At 72.6% G+C, this 13,521-nt stretch carries 15 protein-coding genes; 9 read left to right on the plus strand and 6 right to left on the minus strand.

Annotation, left to right across the window (positions count from 1 at the left end):
• Window positions 1-22: 22 nt before the first annotated feature.
• The gene (locus Q5530_RS25135) at window positions 23-337 is read right to left on the minus strand and encodes a hypothetical protein (protein ID WP_415365208.1); all 315 of its coding nucleotides are present in this window, start codon (window positions 335-337) and stop codon (window positions 23-25) included.
• Between the two features lie 248 nt (window positions 338-585).
• Here Q5530_RS25135 and Q5530_RS25140 point away from each other — a divergent pair, with 248 nt between their 5' ends.
• Together Q5530_RS25140 and Q5530_RS25145 are read left to right on the plus strand one after the other, a co-directional pair.
• Entirely contained in the window at window positions 586-1,458 is an 873-nt protein-coding gene (locus tag Q5530_RS25140) for an aldose 1-epimerase family protein (protein ID WP_415365209.1), read from the plus strand.
• Between the two features lie 19 nt (window positions 1,459-1,477).
• Window positions 1,478-2,671, plus strand: coding sequence for an amidohydrolase (locus Q5530_RS25145; protein WP_415365210.1), 1,194 nt, complete (start codon window positions 1,478-1,480; stop codon window positions 2,669-2,671).
• Window positions 2,672-2,826: 155 nt separating this feature from the next.
• Here Q5530_RS25145 and Q5530_RS25150 read toward each other — a convergent pair whose 3' ends face one another.
• Entirely contained in the window at window positions 2,827-3,504 is a 678-nt protein-coding gene (locus tag Q5530_RS25150) for a DUF3800 domain-containing protein (RefSeq protein WP_415365211.1), read from the minus strand.
• Window positions 3,505-3,683: 179 nt separating this feature from the next.
• Here Q5530_RS25150 and Q5530_RS25155 point away from each other — a divergent pair, with 179 nt between their 5' ends.
• On the plus strand, window positions 3,684-3,866 hold the full coding sequence (locus Q5530_RS25155; RefSeq protein WP_415365212.1) for a hypothetical protein: 183 nt from the start codon (window positions 3,684-3,686) through the stop codon (window positions 3,864-3,866).
• A 9-nt stretch (window positions 3,867-3,875) separates the two neighbouring features.
• On the opposite strand, the gene Q5530_RS25160 is transcribed toward Q5530_RS25155, so the two are convergent.
• Window positions 3,876-5,018 (minus strand): acyl-CoA dehydrogenase family protein, encoded by a 1,143-nt coding sequence (locus Q5530_RS25160; RefSeq protein WP_415365213.1) that lies wholly within the window; start codon window positions 5,016-5,018, stop codon window positions 3,876-3,878.
• 110 nt (window positions 5,019-5,128) lie between these two features.
• Between Q5530_RS25160 and Q5530_RS25165 the strand changes: the two genes are divergently transcribed.
• The 3 genes from Q5530_RS25165 to Q5530_RS25175 all read left to right on the plus strand — a co-directional run bounded on the left by Q5530_RS25165 (window position 5,129) and on the right by Q5530_RS25175 (window position 8,237).
• Window positions 5,129-5,725 carry a TetR/AcrR family transcriptional regulator gene (locus Q5530_RS25165; RefSeq protein ID WP_380640336.1) on the plus strand — a complete coding sequence of 199 codons (597 nt, stop codon included), beginning with the start codon at window positions 5,129-5,131 and terminating at the stop codon, window positions 5,723-5,725.
• The gene (locus Q5530_RS25170; protein WP_415365214.1) at window positions 5,722-6,648 is read left to right on the plus strand and encodes a carbohydrate kinase family protein; all 927 of its coding nucleotides are present in this window, start codon (window positions 5,722-5,724) and stop codon (window positions 6,646-6,648) included. Before Q5530_RS25165 ends, Q5530_RS25170 begins: the two co-directional genes overlap by 4 nt.
• A 275-nt stretch (window positions 6,649-6,923) precedes the next feature.
• On the plus strand, window positions 6,924-8,237 hold the full coding sequence (locus tag Q5530_RS25175) for a citrate synthase (protein WP_380640340.1): 1,314 nt from the start codon (window positions 6,924-6,926) through the stop codon (window positions 8,235-8,237).
• A gap of 142 nt (window positions 8,238-8,379) precedes the next feature.
• On the opposite strand, the gene Q5530_RS25180 is transcribed toward Q5530_RS25175, so the two are convergent.
• The 3 genes from Q5530_RS25180 to Q5530_RS25190 are packed head-to-tail and all read right to left on the minus strand — an operon-like array spanning window position 8,380 to window position 10,754.
• On the minus strand, window positions 8,380-9,567 hold the full coding sequence (locus Q5530_RS25180) for an ABC transporter permease (protein ID WP_415365215.1): 1,188 nt from the start codon (window positions 9,565-9,567) through the stop codon (window positions 8,380-8,382).
• The gene (locus tag Q5530_RS25185; protein ID WP_415365216.1) at window positions 9,564-10,475 is read right to left on the minus strand and encodes an ABC transporter ATP-binding protein; all 912 of its coding nucleotides are present in this window, start codon (window positions 10,473-10,475) and stop codon (window positions 9,564-9,566) included. The genes Q5530_RS25180 and Q5530_RS25185 overlap by 4 nt, the downstream gene beginning before the upstream one ends.
• Window positions 10,476-10,496: 21 nt before the next feature.
• On the minus strand, window positions 10,497-10,754 hold the full coding sequence (locus Q5530_RS25190; protein WP_380640347.1) for a helix-turn-helix transcriptional regulator: 258 nt from the start codon (window positions 10,752-10,754) through the stop codon (window positions 10,497-10,499).
• Between the two features lie 191 nt (window positions 10,755-10,945).
• On the opposite strand from Q5530_RS25190, the gene Q5530_RS25195 reads away from it, so the two are divergent.
• Genes Q5530_RS25195 through Q5530_RS25205 form a run of 3 tightly spaced genes read left to right on the plus strand, consistent with a single transcriptional unit; the run spans window position 10,946 to window position 13,426 of the window.
• Window positions 10,946-11,389, plus strand: coding sequence for a YbaB/EbfC family nucleoid-associated protein (locus tag Q5530_RS25195; protein WP_415365217.1), 444 nt, complete (start codon window positions 10,946-10,948; stop codon window positions 11,387-11,389).
• A gap of 13 nt (window positions 11,390-11,402) precedes the next feature.
• Window positions 11,403-11,717 carry a type VII secretion target gene (locus tag Q5530_RS25200; protein ID WP_380640351.1) on the plus strand — a complete coding sequence of 105 codons (315 nt, stop codon included), beginning with the start codon at window positions 11,403-11,405 and terminating at the stop codon, window positions 11,715-11,717.
• Complete coding sequence (locus Q5530_RS25205; RefSeq protein ID WP_415365219.1) at window positions 11,714-13,426, plus strand: WXG100 family type VII secretion target; 1,713 nt, start codon at window positions 11,714-11,716, stop codon at window positions 13,424-13,426. The genes Q5530_RS25200 and Q5530_RS25205 overlap by 4 nt, the downstream gene beginning before the upstream one ends.
• The last annotated feature ends 95 nt before the right edge of the window (window positions 13,427-13,521 follow it).

Below are 13,521 nucleotides of genomic sequence, written 5' to 3' on the forward strand. Positions count from 1 at the left end.
GCGCCCCCGGCCCGGACCCGCGTCAGGCGCACCAGGTGTTGCCGGTGTACTGGAGCTTGCCCGCCATGACCCAGCCCCACTTGCCGTTGTTGACGTTCGCGCCGTAGTAGCGCGGGTTGCCCTTGATCCGGACGTTGAGGACGTCCCCCTGGACCGCCCAGCCGACGAACGACCCGCCGCTCTCGGCGTCGGTCATGTCGCCGTAGGCGGTGACCTGGTACTGCCACACCTGCGTGCACGCGGCGCCCACCTCGGCGGAGGCGGTGGCCGTGCCCGTGCCCAGGGCGAGGCCCGCGGCCAGCAGCGTCGTGGCGGCGGCACCGATGATCTTGTTCAACTCGGCTCCTTCGTCGGGTGAGCGGTCGGGCCGAAGCATGGTGGGCCGATGGACCCGGGGTCACTGCGGTGGCGCGTAGTGAGCGGTGTTCACGTTCTGTGGGGTGCCCGCCGGCTGCCGCCCTCCACCCGTCAGCCGCCGCCCATCGGCCCGAATGGCGGAAAGCGCTTTCGCCCCCCTGGTCCGAAAGAGTTTCGCGTTCCGGGATGTGACGCCCCGCGCCCGCCACCCGGATACGCTCTTGATCCATGCTGGAAATCGCCCACGGCGCGTCCCGCGCCGTCATCGCACCCGAGGGTGCCAACCTCAAGTCCTACGAGGTCGGCGACGTGCCGTACGCGGAGACGTACGAAGACGAGCCGCCCATGGGCTGCGGCGCGGTGCTCGTCCCCTGGCCCAACCGCACGGCGGGCGGGAAGTGGGTGCTCGACGGCGAGGAGCAGCAGCTGGAGATCGGCGAGCCCGCGCGCGGCAACGCCATCCACGGCCTCGTGCGCCACGCGCTGTGGCACGTCGTCGAGCACACCGGGTCGCTGCTGTCGCTGGAGACGCCGGTCGCGGGCTTCGGCTGGCCGGTGCCGCTGCGCACCACGATCACCTACGCGCTGGACGAGAACGGCCTGACCGTGTCGCACGGCGTGACGAACGTGGGCCAGAAGCGCACCCCGTTCGGCGTCGGCACCCACCCGTACCCGAGGGCGGGCGCGTCGCTGACCGACGAGACCTCGCTGTCGCTGGCCGCCACCACCGTGCTGCCGGTCGACCCGGAGACCATGATCCCCAACGGCCCGGCCGTGCCCGTGTCGGGCGACTACGACTTCCGGGTGGCGCGCCTCCTCGACGGGGTGAAGCTGGACACCGCGTTCGGCGGCTGCGAGCCGGTGGACGGCCTGGTGCGGCACGTGCTGAAGGGCCCGGCCGGCGGGGTCGAGCTGTGGGCGGACCCGGACTTCCGGTGGGTGCAGGTCTACACGCCGGACAACTTCCCCGGCCGGGGCCGCGCGGTCGCCGTCGAGCCCATGACGTGCCCGCCGGACGCGCTCAACAGCGGGGTCGACCTGCTCTGGCTGGAGCCCGGCGAGTCGTGGGCCGGCCGCTGGGGTTTGCGCCCGCTGTCGTAGGTCGTTAGCCTCGCTAACTATGAACGTCGCCATCACGGGTGGGTACGTCGTGCCGGTGGCCGGGCCGCCGATCGAGGGCGGCACGGTCCTGGTCCAGGACGGGAAGATCGTCGCGGTCGGCGCGGACGTCGAGGTCCCGGACGGCGTGCCGGTCGTCGACGCGGCGGGCGGGTGGGTGCTGCCCGGCTTCGTGGAGGCCCACGGCCACCTCGGCGTGCACGAGGAGGGCGAGGGCTGGGCCGGGCAGGACACCAACGAGATGACCGACCCCAACGGCGCGCGGCTGCGGGCGCTGGACGCGATCAACGCCGCCGACCAGGGCTTCGCCGACGCCCTGACCGGCGGCGTGACCACGGTGGTCGTCAAGCCGGGGTCGGGCAACGTCATCGGTGGTCAGACGGTCGCCGTGAAGTGCTGGGGCCGCACGGCCGACGAGATGCTGCTGCGCAACCCGGTGAGCGTGAAGAGCGCGCTGGGCGAGAACCCCAAGCGGGTCTACGGCGACCAGAAGAAGCTGCCGTCCACCCGGCAGGGCGTCGCGGCGGTGATCCGGGACGCGCTCACCAAGGCGCAGGACTACGTCGCCCGGCGCGACGCGGCGGACGGCCCGTTCGACCGCGACCCCACGTCCGAGGTGCTGGCGAAGGTGCTGTCGGGCGAGCTGCCGTGGTGCCAGCACTGCCACCGCGCGGACGACATCGCCACCGCTCTGCGGCTGGCCGACGAGTTCGGCTACCGGCTCATCGTCAACCACGGGACCGAGGGTCACCTGATCGCGGACCTGCTGGCCGAGCGCGGCGTGCCGGTGGTCATCGGGCCGCTGTTCACCTCGCGGTCGAAGGTCGAGGTGCGGCAGCGGTCGCTGCGCAACCCGGGCATCCTGGCGCGGGCCGGGGTCGAGATCGCCATCACCACCGACCACCCGGTGGTGCCCATCCACTTCCTGGTGCACCAGGCCACGCTCGCCGTGAAGGAGGGCCTGGACCGGCGGGTGGCGCTGGAGTCGATCACGGTGAACCCGGCGCGGATCATGGGCCTGGACGACCGGGTCGGGTCGCTGGCGCCGGGCCTGGACGGTGACGTGGTGATCTGGTCGGGCGACCCGCTGGACGTGATGAGCCGGGCGCTGAAGGTCTTCGTGTCCGGGCGCGAGGTCTACCGGTACGAGGACGGGGAAGAGGTCGTCGCGAACCCGTTCTACGCGGAGTCCTGAGCGGCTCCCGGGTGTTGTCCGGGTCGGGTTGACCAGCCGCTGTTGCGGCGGCTGGTCAATTTGCTAAACTTTGCCCGCGGACCCGTCCCACTCCCGTGGGGAAGCGGGTCCAGCTTCTTTTCCGGGTTTTCCCCGTCGGGTCCACCTCGACCGGATCACATCACCTGCGGTTTGCCGCCCACGGCGCAGACCCGGCCGAGCAGCTCCGGGTACCAGTCCCACATGAACTCCTTCCCGGGAGCGCGCAGCACGCACTGGTAGGCGGCGTAGGCGACCAGGTCCGCCACCTGCACCCACTGGCTGAGGTGCGAGCCCTGGAAGAACGGGTCCTCCACGAGGTTGCGGGTGGCGAGTTCGAGGGAGCGGTGCGCCTGGCGGTAGGAGGGATCGGTGCCGTCCCCGTCCATGACCACGAACCCGTGGTGCCCGGTCGCGACGAGGCGTGCGTCGATCTCGGTGACCAGGTCCGCGTACAGGCCGGCCTTGGCGTCGACGTACCGGGTTCCGGTCGTGTCGCGGCAGACGGCGCCGGTGCGCACGCCGGGCATGGCGGCGATCGCGCTCAACGCGTTGACCACCACCGCCGATCGGTTGGCCTTGCTGCGGTCCCAGCCCGTCCCCGTCGGTCTGCCCCGACCGTTGACGAACTTGGTGGCGTGCAGCTCGTAGCTGGCCGGGAGCCCCACGGAGGCGTGGAGGGCTTTGCGCCAGTCGAGCCACGAGCGCAGGGCCGGACGCCAGTCGGAGACCGACAGTTCCACCCAGCCGTAGACGACGAGCTGGGAGGTTTGCGCCCCCGAGTCGTCCATGTAGAACAGGCGCACATCGCTCACGGCGGCACACGGTACGACCCGGTCGGCCCGGACCGGTGACCGACCACCCAACGCGACCGCCGCTCACGTGGGGGCTCCGCCCCCGTGGTCCCGAACGCCGCCGATCCCCAACCGGACCCTGTCGCCCCGGGCCGTCCGTCCGCCAGACTGGGCGGACGGACGACCGACCGGGGGACGACATGGCGTGGGTTCGGGCTCTGCTGCTGACGTTGGTCGTGTGGGTGGTGCTGGCCCTCGCCCTCACCTTCCTGCTGGGCCTGCTGGGCAGCCTCGGGTCGACCGAGCTGTGGCTGACCACGGCGGCGGCCCTGGTCGCCTCCCTGGCGATCAACCGGAAGCGGCTGCGGGACGCGCTGGACTAGGCCGCGCGGTCAGCGGCGCAGCTCGCGCCCGATCACCAGCCGCTGGATCTGGTTGGTGCCCTCGAAGATCTGGAGCACCTTCGCCTCCCGCATGTACCGCTCCACCGGGAAGTCGCGCGTGTACCCCGCCCCGCCCAGCACCTGCACCGCGTCCGTCGTCACCCTCATCGCCGCGTCCGTGCAGACCAGCTTCGCCACCGCCGCCTGCCGCCGGAACGGCAGCCCCCGGTCCCGCCGGCGGGCGCCGTCCAGGTACGTCGCCCGCGCCGAGTCCACCGCGGCGGCCATGTCGGCCAGCAGGAACTCCAGGCCCTGGAAGTCGATGATCGCCCGGCCGAACTGCGTGCGGGTCTTCGCGTAGGCCACGGCCTCGTCCAGCGCGGCCTGCGCCAACCCCACGGCGCAGGCGGCGATCCCGAGCCGGCCGGAGTCCAGGGCGGACAGCGCGATCTTCAGCCCGTCGCCCTCGGCCCCGACCAGCCGGTCCGCCGCCAGCCGCACGTCCTCGAAGGTCAGCTGCGCCGTGGTCGACCCGGTCAGGCCCATCTTGCGCTCGGGCGGCGCGGCGGTCAGGCCCTCGACCCGCCCCGGCGCGAGGAAGCAGCTGATGCCGCGCCCGCCGTCGTCGGAGGTGCGGGCCATCAGGGTGTAGAAGTCGGCCACGCCGGCGTGCGTGATCCACGCCTTCGTGCCGTTCACGACGTACTCGTCGCCGTCGCGCGCGGCCCGGGTGGACAGCGCCGCCGCGTCCGAGCCGGCGTGCGACTCGGACAGCGCGTACCCGCCCAGCAGGTCGCCGGCCAGGGCGTCGGGCAGCCACCGGGCCCGCTGCTCGTCCGTGCCGAACGTCGCGAGCGCGTAGCAGGACATGACGTGCACCGACAGGCCGACGCCGACCGACATCCAGGCCGAGGCGACCTCCTCCAGCGCCTGGAGGTACACCTCGTACGGCAGCGCGCCGCCGCCGAACTCCTCCGGGTAGGGCAGGCCCAGCAGTCCGCTCCGGCCGAGCAGCCGGAACTTCTCGCGCGGGAACCGCTCGTGCTCCTCGTGCTCGGCCGCGTGGGGCGCCAGCTCCTCGCGGGCGATCTCGCGGACCAGGTCGAGCAGGTCCTCGGCCTCGGTGGTGGGCAGCAGGCGTTCGGCGGGCATCGTCGACCTCCGTGGGACGGCTCACCCCGTCCGGTGAACCGCAGTACTCGCGACAGTACTCCAGGACGTACCACAGTACTGTCGAGCGGGAGTGTGACAGAGTCCCGACCATGACCCCGATCGCGCGCGGACCGCTGACGCCCCGTCAGGTGGAACTGCTCGGGCGGCTCGAAGCGCTGGTGCTCGCCGAGGGTTTCGCGCACTTCACCCTGGACGACCTCGCGGCGCGCCTGCACTGCTCCAAGTCGACCCTCTACGCGCTGGCCGCCAGCAAGGAGCAGCTGGCCGTCCGCGTGGTCGGCCGGTACTTCAAGGGCGCGGCCGAGCGGATCGAGCGGCGGATCGCCGGCGTCGAGGACGTGCGCGCCCGCGTCGGCACGTACCTGGCGGGCGCCGCCGAGGAGCTGCGGCGCGCGTCGGCCCGGTTCATCGCGGACGTGGCGGCGTTCGCGCCCACCCGCTCGACCTACGAGCGCAACGCCCGCGCCGCGGCCGAGCGGATCCGCGAGTTCATCCAGGAGGGCGTGCGCGAGGGCGTGTTCCGGGAGGTGCACGCCACCCTGGTCGCCGAGATGGCGGGCCTGCTGATCGAGGGCATCCAGACGGGTGTGCTGACCCGGCGCGCGGGCGTGTCCGACGCCGAGGCGTTCACCGCCCTGGGTGAACTGCTGCTGGACGGTTTGCGGAGAGAACGGAGCCAGTCGTGATCGTCGTCGCCGGAGAGGCCCTGGTCGACCTCGTGCCCACGCCGGGGGGTGACCTCGCGCCGCGGCTGGGTGGCGGCCCGTACAACGTCGCGGTGGCCGCGGGCCGGCTGGAGGCCCCGGTGGGCTTCCTGTCCCGCGTCTCGGCCGACCTGTTCGGGGACCGGCTGGTCGAGCGCCTGCACGCCTCCGGCGTGCGCACCGACCTGGTCCAGCGCGGCCCGGAGCCGACCACGCTGGCCGTGGTCGGGCTCGCCGACGACGGGTCGGCCCGCTACTCGTTCTACGTCGAGGGCACCGCCGACCGGCTGGTCGCCGACCCCGGGCCGCTGCCCGACGACGTGCGCGCGGTCTCGTTCGGCACGCTGTCGCTGGTCCTGGAGCCGGGCGCGAGCGTCTACGAGCGGGTGCTGCGGCGCGAGGCGGACCGCGGCGCGCTGACCGTGCTGGACCCCAACATCAGGGCCGGCCTGATCGACGACCCGGACGCCTACCGCGCCCGCTACGCCTCGTGGCTGCCGCACGTGGGGCTGCTCAAGGTGTCCGTCGAGGACGCCCGCTGGCTGGCCGACCTGCCCGCCGACGCGTCCGAGGACGAGGTGCTGGAGGGCGTCCGCGGCTGGCACGGGCCCGCCGCGGTGGTGCTGACCCGGGGGAGTGACGGCCTGGCCGTGCTGACCCCGTCCGGCGACGTGATCCACGTCCCACCCACGCCCGTGGACGTGGTCGACACGATCGGGGCGGGCGACACCGTGCAGGGCGCGCTGCTGGCGTGGCTGCACCACCACGACGCGCTGTCCACCGAGGCCGTCCGGGGTCTGGACGACGGGCGCTGGCGCGCGGCGCTGGCCCACGCGGGCGCGGCGGCGGCGATCACGTGCTCCCGCGCGGGCGCGGAACCGCCGTTCCGGGCAGAGCTGGGATGACCTAGCTCTCACCCCGCTCGACGTGGAGGGACAGGCCCGAAGGGTTACGGTGGTGATTGCACGCTAGGCATTCGCGCACCTCCGCTGTGATGCCGATCCCATCTCCCGGAACCGGTTCATGCCGCGGCTGAGGAGCGGGTAGCCCGCCGGCTAGCGTGCGGAGAACTGACAGGACCCCAACGGGGTGGTGCTGCGGTGCAGGGGCGTTCCCGCGTCCGGGCCCCGCGTGCGAGACCCGCACGAGCCACCCCGCCCGAGCGTGAGAGGGACTCTGCATGCCCGACGCGACGACTGCGCCGAACGACACCCGTACCGTCGCGCTGCGCCATCCGGGCGGAGAGCACGAGATGAAGGTGGTGCCGGCCACCGAGGGTGCCCCCGGCATCGACCTCGGCAAGCTGCTGGCCACGACCGGCCTGGTCACGCTGGACAGCGGTTTCGTCAACACCGCGTCCTGCTCCTCGGAGATCACCTACATCGACGGTGACGCCGGCATCCTGCGCTACCGCGGCTACCCGATCGAGCAGCTGGCCGCGAAGTCGAACTTCAACGAGGTCAGCTACCTGCTCATCTACGGCGAGCTCCCGACCCAGGCCCAGCTGGAGGAGTTCTCCTCCAAGATCAGCAGGCACACCCTGCTGCACGAGGACCTGAAGCGCTTCTTCGACGGCTTCCCGCGCGACGCGCACCCGATGCCCGTGCTGTCCTCGGCGGTCTCCGCGCTGTCGACCTTCTACCAGGACAGCCTCAGCCCGTTCGACGCCAACCAGGTCGAGATCTCCACCATCCGCCTGCTGGCGAAGGTGCCCACCATCGCGGCCTACGCCTACAAGAAGTCCGTGGGCCAGCCGTTCCTGTACCCGGACAACTCCCTGGGCCTGGTGGAGAACTTCCTCCGGATGACCTTCGGCTTCCCCGCCGAGCCCTACGACGTGGACCCGGACCTGGTCCGCGCACTCGACCTGCTGTTCGTGCTGCACGCCGACCACGAGCAGAACTGCTCCACCTCGACCGTGCGCCTGGTCGGCTCGTCCGAGGCCAACCTGTTCGCCTCCATCTCCGCGGGCATCAACGCCCTGTTCGGCCCGCTGCACGGCGGCGCGAACAGCGCGGTGCTCGACATGCTGGAGAAGATCCGCAACGAGGGCGGCGACGTGTCCGCGTTCGTGAAGAAGGTGAAGAACAAGGAGGACGGCGTCCGCCTGATGGGCTTCGGCCACCGGGTCTACAAGAACTACGACCCGCGCGCCGCGATCATCAAGAAGACCGCCGACGAGATCCTCGGCAAGCTCGGCGCGTCCGACGAGCTGCTCGACATCGCGAAGGCGCTGGAGGAGACCGCCCTCGCGGACGACTACTTCGTCGAGCGCAAGCTGTACCCGAACGTGGACTTCTACACGGGCCTCATCTACCGCGCGATGGGCTTCCCGACGAAGTTCTTCACCGTGCTGTTCGCCCTGGGCCGCCTGCCGGGCTGGATCGCGCACTGGCGCGAGATGATCAACGACCCGGCCACCAAGATCGGCCGCCCGCGGCAGGTCTACACCGGTGCGGCGGAGCGCGACTTCGTGCCGCTCGACCAGCGCTGACGTCCCCGGCGCCGACGTCCCGGCGCCGACGTCCCGGCGCCGACGTCCCGGCGCTGACGTCCCCTGTGGAGCGAACGGCCCGCACCCGCGAAGGGTGCGGGCCGTTCCGCGTCCGGCCTCCGTCCCACCAGGACGGCGGCCCCTAGCGCAGCACGTCCCGCAGCCGCACCCGCGCGCCCGTCCGCAGCACCGCGTTCGCGTACACCTTCCCGCCCAGCCACGTGATCGCGGCGACCGCCGCCAGCGCCAGCGCCACCGCCAGCAGCACCTGCCACGTCGGCGCGACCCCCATCGCCATCCGCCCCGGCATCAGGATCGGCGCGAACGGCGGCAGCATCGACAGCACGGTCACCGCCGACCCGGTCGGATCGCTGATCATCAGGTTGATGCCCACCACGAACGCCACCACGATCGCCGTGCTGATCGGCGTGAGCACCGACTGGAGCTCCTCCTGCCGGGACACCAGCGACGCGGCCGCGGCGAACACCGTGGCGTAGAGGAAGAACCCGAGCAGGTACCACAGCAGCCCGGTGGCCAGGGCCCCGCCGGCCACCCCCGCCACGTCCACCACGCCCGACGCGCCGGCCAGCACCAGGCCGCCACCGCCGATCAGCGCCAGCTGGAGCAGCCCGACCGCGCCCAGCCCGACGACCTTGCCCAGCAGCAGCTGCCACGGCCGCAGCGTCGCCAGCAGGATCTCCACCACCCGGCTGGACTTCTCCTCCACCACGCCCTGGGCGACCATCGTCCCGTACACCAGCAGCGAGTAGTACAGCAGCGCGGCGATCACCAGACCGATCGCCAGGCGCCGGCCCGACTGATCGTCCGGCCGCTCCAGGACCACCACGTCCACGCCGGCCCGCTCCACGTTCCGCGCCACGTCGGCCGGGTCCAGGCCCGCCTCGGCCAGCTGCGCGTTGAGCACCTGCTGCTTCACGATCAGGTCGATGGAGCTGCGCAGCTGCTCGCCCAGCGACTCCCGGACCACCACGCGCAGGGCGTCCGGGGCGCCGGTGACCAGGGCGTCGAGGTCGCCGGACCGCACCCGGGCCTCGCCGTCGACCGGGTCGGCCACGTCGACGAGCTCCAGCTCGCGGCCGAACGACGCGGCGGTCCGCGCCAGCGGCTCGGCCAGCACGGTGGCCTGGCCGTTCAGCGCCACCCGGTCGCGACCCGCGTCGTCGAACAGCACCGCCTGGAGCAGCACGTACCCCGCCAGCACGGCCAGGATCGCCGCGGTGCCCCACACGAACGCCTTGGTGCGCACCCGGTTGGTGAACTCGCGGCGCGCCACCAGGAACACCGCCCGGCCCGTGGTCAGGCCGCTCACGCCGCGGCCTCCCGCGCCACCGCGCTGCGGAACAGCTCGGCCAGCGACGGCCGCTGCCGGGAGAACTCGTGCACCGGCCCGGTCGCGAGGGCGGCGCGCAGCACCGGCTGGTCGTCCGCGCCCGGCTCCAGCTCCACCAGGGTGCGGCCCTCGGACGTGGTGGCGGCGCGCACGCCCGGCACCGCGTCGGCCCACCCCGACGGCGCCCGCGGCGCGTCCACGACCAGTCTGGACGTGCCGCCGGCGCGCAGCTCGTCCACCGCGCCGCAGGCCACCAGCGTGCCGCTGCGCACGATGCCGACCCGGTCGCAGAGGCGCTCCACCAGGTCCAGCTGGTGGCTGGAGAACACCACGGGCACCCCGGTGGCGGCCTTCTCGCGCAGCACCTGGCTCATCACGTCCACGGCCACCGGGTCGAGGCCGGAGAACGGCTCGTCGAGCACCAGCACCTCCGGCTCGTGCACCAGCGCGGCCGCCAGCTGCACCCGCTGCTGGTTGCCCAGGCTGAGCTTCTGCACCTCGTCGCCGCGGCGGTCGCGCAGGCCCAGCCTGCCGATCCAGTCCTCGGCGGAGCGGTGCGCGGCGTTGGTGGGCAGGCCGTGCAGCTCGGCCAGGTAGACCAGCTGGTCGAGCACCTTCATCCGGGGGTAGAGGCCGCGCTCCTCGGGCATGTAGCCGATGCGCCGGCGCGTCTCGAACGTGATCGGCTCGCCGTTCCAGCGGACCTCGCCCGAGTCGGCGGCCAGCACGCCCAGCGCGATGCGCATGGTGGTGGTCTTGCCGGCCCCGTTGCTGCCGACGAAGCCGAACAGCTCGCCCGCCCGCACGTCGAAGGTCATGTCGGCCAGCGCCACGACCTCCCCGTAGCGCTTGGAGACCCGGTCGATCTCCAGCACCCCCTGTGGCACGGTGCCTTCCCTCCTGTCGTGCTAGCGGTAGACCTGCGTGGACAGCGGCTCGAACGGGGTGCGGCCGAACACCGCCTCCACGGGCAGCCCGAAGACCTCGCAGATCCGCATCGCCAGGTCGAGGCTGGGGTAGTGGTCCCCCCGCTCCAGCGCGCCGATCGTCTGGGGGTTGACCTCCACCGCCTCCGCCAACCCCGCCCGCGTCATGCCCCGTTCGACCCTGAGCACCCCGATCCGGTTGTGGAGGGGCCGGCCGGAGCCGCGTCGCACCGGACTCACCCGACGAAGTGTTGCGAAAACCCAACGCGACGGCAAGCAAACCGCCCGGACGTGGGGCCGAACGGCGGCATCCGGACCGGGCTTGACCGGAAATCACGTTTCGGTGAAACGATACGGGGCCGGGAACCGAATCGACTGGCGACGGGTCGAAGGGGCATCGGGGTCGCGCCCCGTTGTCGTGAGGGGTGAACATGGAGCCGGACCAGTGGCTCGCGCAGTACGGAGAGAAGATCGAGCAGGCCAAGCGGAACGCGGCCGCGGTCGAGACGCAGCTCGGCGGCGTCGGCGGCAGCGCGACGTCACCCGACGGGCTGATCACCGTGTCGGTGAACGCCTCCGGGGCGCTGACCGACCTGGTCCTGCGCCCGCAGTTGCGCGGTGAGGACCCGGAGCGCGTCTCCGGCGCCATCATGACCGCCGTCGCCCAGGCGCAGCGCGCCGCGGCCGGCCAGGTCGTCCAGATCATGTCGGAGTCCTTCGGCGACGGCCCCGCGCTGGACTTCGTGAAGGCGAAGATGCCGAACGGCTATTCGGGTGACGGCACCGACGAGGTGGAACCGGTCCCCGAGATCCAGCGTCGGGACACCAGGCCCGACGACGACTACTTCACCAACCCGCCCGATGTCATGGCCTGACCAGGGGGACATCATGACCAGATCCGAATCGTTCAACGTGAGTCCGGAGCAGATCCGGACGCACGCCGGCACGGTCGACCAGCTGACCCAGCGGATGCTCGCCGCCACGCAGACCGCCGACCCGTCGCTGTCGACCGACGCCTTCGGGGTGTTCGGTTCGTTCCTGGCCGAGTTCCTGCTCAAGGCGGCCGGCAACTCCCAGGACATCCTCGGCCAGGCCACGGAGACCGTCGCGGACATGTGCCAGGGCCTCCGCGAGGTCGCCGACCTCTACGAGAACGTCGACCTCGACAACGCGTTCGGCTTCAACGGAAGGGCACGTGGATGAACGCGCCGGCCAGCACACAGGGTCGTGACCCGTCCTACCTGATCAAAGACGTGCAGGGCACCGTCGCGGCCGTTGAGCGCGGCGACTGGGTGCAGGCCGGCCTCGGCATGGCCAACACCGCCATGGGCATCGTCGGCCTGGCCGCCAACCCGCTGTCGGGCTTCCTGTCCGCCGGGTTCAGCTGGGCCATCCAGCACGTCGACTTCCTGCGCGAGCCGTTCGACGCGCTGCTGGGCAGCCCGCAGGCGATCCAGCGGATGTCCGACAGCTGGCTGTCGGCGTCCAAGCAGATCGAGGGCATCGTCGCGGACTACCGCCGGACCTCCGTCGAGGAGACGCGGAACTGGACGGGCCGGTCGGCCGACGGCTACCGCGCGGCCAGCCAGAAGCACACCTCCGGCCTGGAGACCCTGGCCAAGGCGACCCAGGGCATCTCGCAGGCCGCCAAGGGCGCGGGCGAGCTGGTCGCGACCGTCCGCAAGACCATCATGGACCTGATCGGCAAGGCCGTGTCCGACATGGTCATGAAGATCGTCCAGTGGCTGGCGGCCTCGTTCCTGACCTTCGGCGCGGCCATCGCGGCGGCGATCTCGGACATCGTGCAGATGGCGTGCAACTACGCCAAGAAGCTCGCGGACTTCCTCCAGAAGCTCGGCAACTCGCTCAAGAAGCTGATCGACCTGATCAAGTCGGTCTCGCAGATCGCCCAGACCGCCAAGCAGATCCTCCAGGCGATCACCGCCATGACCTCGTCCAACCGGGGCGGCGGCGGCCTGAACCAGCGGCCCAGCGCGGGCGGCCTCGGCATGACCGAGGAGCAGCTGCGGGACATGGACCGCCGCGCCGACCAGCGCTACACCGGTCCGGGCGGCACCACCAACACCTCGGGCGGCAGCGGCGGTCACGGCGCCGGCCCGGTGATCGACCGCCCGCCGATGGTGGGCGTGGGCGCCGGCGGCCACCCCGAGCCGGTCAACACCTACCCCGCCGGTCCGGGCGGCCAGGTCATCAACCGTCCCCCGAACCTCGGCGGCGGCACCATGCCCCCCGGCACGGGCTCGGGCTCCGGCTCCGGCGGCTCGGGTTCGGGCACTGGCACCGGCGCTCCCCGCCCCGGCCCCGGCGGCGGCCACTGGGAGCCGGGCCGCTGGGTCTCCGACGGCAGCGGCTCGACCGGTGGCTACCCCGGCAGCGGCGGCTACCCCGGCGGCTCCCCGACGGGCCGCGGCTACGACACGACCCACGCCACGAACGTCGGCGCCGGCGCGGCCTACGTGCCGCCGGTCCGCCCGACCACCCCCGACGTGCCCCACAGCACCCCGAGCGGCCTCGGCGGCGCCGGTGGTGGCGGCGGCGGGGTCGGTGGCGGTGGCGGCGGCTTCGCGGGCGGCGGTGGCGGCTTCGCCGGTGGCGGCGGTGGCGGCGGTGCGAGCGGCGGCGGCGCCTCCGGCTCGACCCTCCAGGCCGGCGGCCAGTCCGGCGCGGTCGGCGCCGCGGGCAGCCCCACCGGCGCACCCGCCGCGGGCGGTCCCGCGGCCGGCGGCCGCCCCGGTGGCGCGGGCGGCGCGGGCATGATGGGCGGCGCCCCGATGATGGCGCCCCCGGGCCAGGGCGGCGACGGCAAGGACCACCAGCGCAAGGTCCGCCTGGAGGGCGAGGCCCTGGTGGAGGAACCGCCGAAGGCGTCCAAGCCGATCATCGGCGAATAACCAACCAAAGAGGGGGACCTCCCACGGAGGTCCCCCTTTCTCATGCCTCCACAACCCACCCAGGGATCCCGAACGTTGAACTCGGGGGTCGCGAA

This window comes from Saccharothrix sp. BKS2 (assembly GCF_047689505.1).
Taxonomy (GTDB): domain Bacteria; phylum Actinomycetota; class Actinomycetes; order Mycobacteriales; family Pseudonocardiaceae; genus Actinosynnema; species Actinosynnema lopnurensis.

Excerpts from the sequence above, each read along its gene's own strand:
- Q5530_RS25140 (WP_415365209.1), top strand. The coding sequence starts at position 586 with ATGCTGGAAATCGCCCACGGCGCGTCCCGCGCCGTCATCGCACCCGAG.
- Q5530_RS25160 (WP_415365213.1), bottom strand. The coding sequence starts at position 5,018 with ATGCCCGCCGAACGCCTGCTGCCCACCACCGAGGCCGAGGACCTGCTC.
- Q5530_RS25200 (WP_380640351.1), top strand. The coding sequence starts at position 11,403 with ATGACCAGATCCGAATCGTTCAACGTGAGTCCGGAGCAGATCCGGACG.
- Q5530_RS25145 (WP_415365210.1), top strand. The coding sequence starts at position 1,478 with ATGAACGTCGCCATCACGGGTGGGTACGTCGTGCCGGTGGCCGGGCCG.
- Q5530_RS25195 (WP_415365217.1), top strand. The coding sequence starts at position 10,946 with ATGGAGCCGGACCAGTGGCTCGCGCAGTACGGAGAGAAGATCGAGCAG.
- Q5530_RS25155 (WP_415365212.1), top strand. The coding sequence starts at position 3,684 with ATGGCGTGGGTTCGGGCTCTGCTGCTGACGTTGGTCGTGTGGGTGGTG.
- Q5530_RS25205 (WP_415365219.1), top strand. The coding sequence starts at position 11,714 with ATGAACGCGCCGGCCAGCACACAGGGTCGTGACCCGTCCTACCTGATC.
- Q5530_RS25175 (WP_380640340.1), top strand. The coding sequence starts at position 6,924 with ATGCCCGACGCGACGACTGCGCCGAACGACACCCGTACCGTCGCGCTG.
- Q5530_RS25165 (WP_380640336.1), top strand. The coding sequence starts at position 5,129 with ATGACCCCGATCGCGCGCGGACCGCTGACGCCCCGTCAGGTGGAACTG.